This window comes from Klenkia sp. PcliD-1-E (assembly GCF_024124375.1).
Lineage (GTDB): Bacteria > Actinomycetota > Actinomycetes > Mycobacteriales > Geodermatophilaceae > Klenkia.
In genome coordinates this window covers 1-2915 of record NZ_JAMXRZ010000219.1, presented here as the reverse complement: position 1 = coordinate 2915, position 2915 = coordinate 1, and the positions used below count along the sequence as shown (strand labels likewise).

The window sequence follows — 2915 nt, the reverse complement described above, 5'->3', positions numbered from 1 at the left end:
GGCCGCCCGCCAGGCCACCGCCGGCACCCTGGACGTCGCCCGGCTGGCCCGGCTGGCCTGGGCGGTGACCCCGCAGCTGCGGGTGCTCACCGGCCTGGCCCGCGCCGACCGGTGGCCGGAGCTGCGGCCCGCCGCGGTCGGCGCGGTGCTCGAGCAGGCCCGCCGGCTGACGGCGCTGACCGTGGTGGACTGCGCCTTCTGCGTCGAGGAGGACGAGGAGCTGTCCTTCGACACCGCCGCGCCGCGGCGCAACGGCGTCACGACGACCGTGCTGGAGCAGGCCGACACCGTGCTGTGCGTCAGCGGTGCCGACCCGGTCGCCCTGCAGCGCACCGTCCGCGCCCTCGGCCAGCTGCGCGACGTGCTGCCCGGGGTGGAGCCGGTGGTGCTGGTCAACCAGGTCCGGCGGGGACCGGTGCCGGGCGACCCGGAGCAGGAGATCGGTGGCGCGCTGGCCCGCTTCACCGGCGCCCGGGTGGCCGGCTTCCTGCCCGCCGACCGAAGGGCCACCGACGCCGCCCTGGCCGCCGGGCGCACCCTGGCCGAGGTCGCCGACCGCTCACCGCTGCGGCTGGCGCTGCGGGCGAGGGCCGCGGAGCTGACCGGGGTACCGGTGCCGGGGCGCTCGCGTCGCCGTCGGTGACCGGCATGGCTAGGTTGGGGCCCCCGACGGAGGGAGCACCGTGGTCGACCGGCTGACCTCGCTGGATGCGTCGTTCCTCTACCTCGAGGACCCCGACACCCCGATGCACGTCGCCGGGTTCCTGGTGCTGGAGTCACCGCGCGGGGGCCTGGACCACGAGGACCTCGTCGAGCTGGTGCGCTCCCGTCTGCCGCTGGTGCCCCGGTTCCGGCAGAAGGTCGTCGAGGTGCCCGGCCACCTGGCGAACCCGGCCTGGGTGGACGACCCCGACTTCGACGTCACCTACCACGTGCGTCGCTCGGCGCTGCCCCGACCGGGCACCGAGGAGCAGCTGCTGGACCTGGTCGCCCGGCTGACCGCACGGCCGCTGGACCACCACCGCCCGCTGTGGGAGATGTACCTGGTCGAGGGGCTCGCCGACGACCGCATCGCCGTGGTCACCAAGACCCACCCGGCCCTGGTCGACGGGCTGACCGCCATCGACATCGGGCAGGTCATCCTCGACGACGCCCCGGTGCCCGCCGACCGACCCGCCCCGCCCGACGACTGGCGGCCCCGCCGTCCGCCCGGCCCGGTCGCGCTGGTGTGGGAGGCCGTCGAGGAGGCGGTGCAGCGGCCGACCGCGGTGCTGGACACCGTGCGCACCGCCACCGGTGACCTGCGGGCGACGGCGGGCCGGCTGGTCGGGACCGCGGGGTCGGTGCTCAGCGCGCTGGCCCGCACCACGGTGCGCCCGGCCCCCACCAGCCCGCTCAACGGGTCCATCGGCCGGCAGCGGCGGGTCGCGGTCGCCCGCGCGGACCTCGAGCAGCTGAAGGCCGTGCGGGCGGTCCTCGGCGGCACGGTCAACGACGTGCTGCTGGCCACCGTCACCGGGGCGCTGCGGGAGTGGCTGCTGTCCCGCGGCGAGCCGGTGGTGGGGTCGACCTCGATCCGGGCGCTGGTGCCGGTGTCGGTGCGGCCCGACGACAGCGACCCCGACGACCCCACCGGTGGCGTCGTGTCCTCCCTGCTGCTCGACCTCCCGGTGGGGGAGCCCAACCCCCGGGTGCGGGTGGCCCGGATCGGCTACGCCATGCGCGGCGCGGCGCAGGGCGGCCAGTCGGTGGGTGCGGGCACGCTGGTCGCGCTCTCGGGCTTCGCGCCGCCGACCCTGCACGCCCTCGGCGCCCGGGCGGCCAGCGGGCTGTCCCGGCGGCTGTTCAACCTGGTGGTCACCAACGTCCCGGGGCCGCAGCAGCCGCTCTACGCATCGGGTGCCCGGATGCTCGAGGTCTTCCCGGTGGTGCCGCTGGCGCGAGGCCAGGGGCTGGCGATCGGGCTGACCAGCTACGACGGCACCGTGTACTTCGGCCTCAACGCCGACCGGGACTCCGTCTCCGACGTGGACGTGCTGGCCGACCTCATCGAGCAGGAGGTGGCCGACCTGGTCGAGTCGACCAGCCAGGGCCCGCCGGCGCCGCACCCGCCACCCGCCCGCCGGGCGCCCACCCGGCGGCCGCGCAGGGGGGCGGCCGGGGGAGACTGACCGGGTGCGCGTGTACCTGCCGGCGACCACGACCGTCCTGCACCGGCTGCTCGACGAGGGCCGGCTGCCCGGACCGCTGACGGTCTTCGCGGTGACCCCGGAGCTGCGCGGGTTCTACGAGCTCTCGGGCACCGACGAGGAGGAGCTGGAGTACGCCGCGCTGCTGGGCGCCGCCCGCGCGAGCCTGCGGCTGCTGGACGTCGACCCCGTGGCCGCACGCCGCCGGGTGGTGCTCGCCGCCGACCTGCCCGACGACGCCGTCGTCCCGCTGCCGGACCCCGACACCGACCGCGGCGCCGCCCGCGCGTCGGCCGACCTGACCCTGGCCGACGTGGCCAGCGCGCACATCGACACCGCCGAGGCGGAGCCGGACGTCGCGGGCGCGGTCGCCGTGGTGCTCGAGGCCGACCTCGGCAGCGAGGACGCGCAGTTCGTCGTCGACCAGGCCGAGGGCCACGAACTGGCCTGGTACGCCACCCAGGAGCTCGGCCCGGCGCTGGACCTGCTCTGAGCCGAAACCGCTCCGCCCCGGTGGCGCTCACCGCCGGGCCACCTGCACCCGGGTCGTGGTGCCGCCGGTGACCAGCCACCCCGCGCCCGGCCGGGCCGGGAGGGCGCCCCGCGGCAACCGGGCGCCGAGGAGCTCGGCGTCCCCGCGGGCCGGCTGGAGCAGCAGCACGGTGCGGGCCCGGCGCAGCGCGGGCGCCGGACCCCGGTAGGCGCCGGCCACGTCGCCCGGCGCAG

General features: G+C 77.5%; 3 protein-coding genes and 1 pseudogene. 3 read left to right on the top strand and 1 reads right to left on the bottom strand.

The window, feature by feature from the left end:
- From NH342_RS22590 to NH342_RS22580, 3 genes and pseudogenes are all read left to right on the top strand, one after another.
- A pseudogene (locus NH342_RS22590) lies at nucleotides 1-643 on the top strand (chromosome partitioning protein); the annotation flags it as partial.
- Nucleotides 644-683: 40 nt separating this feature from the next.
- Complete coding sequence (locus NH342_RS22585) at nucleotides 684-2171, top strand: wax ester/triacylglycerol synthase family O-acyltransferase (RefSeq protein ID WP_253018559.1); 1488 nt, start codon at nucleotides 684-686, stop codon at nucleotides 2169-2171.
- A 4-nt stretch (nucleotides 2172-2175) separates the two neighbouring features.
- The gene (locus NH342_RS22580; RefSeq protein WP_253018557.1) at nucleotides 2176-2682 is read left to right on the top strand and encodes a hypothetical protein; all 507 of its coding nucleotides are present in this window, start codon (nucleotides 2176-2178) and stop codon (nucleotides 2680-2682) included.
- Nucleotides 2683-2709: 27 nt separating this feature from the next.
- Here the strand turns inward: NH342_RS22580 and NH342_RS22575 are convergent.
- The coding region (locus NH342_RS22575; protein WP_253018555.1) for a hypothetical protein at nucleotides 2710-2915 on the bottom strand (206 nt) is incomplete at its 5' end.